Here is a 554-nt window from a genome sequence, read left to right on the forward strand (position 1 = left end):
TTCTCGTAGTTGAGGTCCGGCTGGTGGGAGAAGAAGCGGTGCCAGAAGTACTGCTTGCGGACGGGGTCGAAGGTCCAGTTGGAGGCTTCGGTGTCGACGAAGATGATGCGGGCGTCGGGGTACTGCTTGTCGTCGTCGGCCCACATGTAGTAGTCGCCGTAGGGGCCTTCGGGGTCTTTTCTGGACTCCTGGAACCACGGGTGCTGGTCGCTGGTGTGGTTCATGACGAAGTCGATGATGACCCGCATGCCCCGCTGGTGGGCGGAGTCCACGAAGTCCACGAAGTCCGCCAGATCCCCGAACTCGGGGAGGACGGCCGTGTAGTCGGAGACGTCGTAGCCGCCGTCGCGCAGGGGGGATTTGAAGAAGGGGGGCAGCCAGAGGCAGTCGACGCCGAGCCACTGGAGGTAGTCGAGTTTGGCGGTGATGCCCTTGAGGTCACCGATGCCGTCGCCGTTGCTGTCCTGGAAGGAGCGGACCAGGACCTCGTAGAAGACGGCGCGTTTGAACCACTCGGGGTCCCGGTCCTTGGCGGGAGTGTCCTCGAAGGTGTC

1 protein-coding gene is annotated in these 554 nt (G+C 63.5%); it reads right to left on the reverse strand.

Going from position 1 to position 554, the window contains the following annotated elements; translation table 11 throughout:
- Positions 1 to 554, reverse strand: a 554-nt coding sequence (locus tag SSP08S_RS58040) for an alpha-amylase family glycosyl hydrolase (RefSeq protein WP_043260506.1), incomplete at both ends; no start/stop codon positions are given.

The sequence above is a fragment of the Streptomyces hokutonensis genome (assembly GCF_000376565.1).
Lineage (GTDB): Bacteria > Actinomycetota > Actinomycetes > Streptomycetales > Streptomycetaceae > Streptomyces > Streptomyces hokutonensis.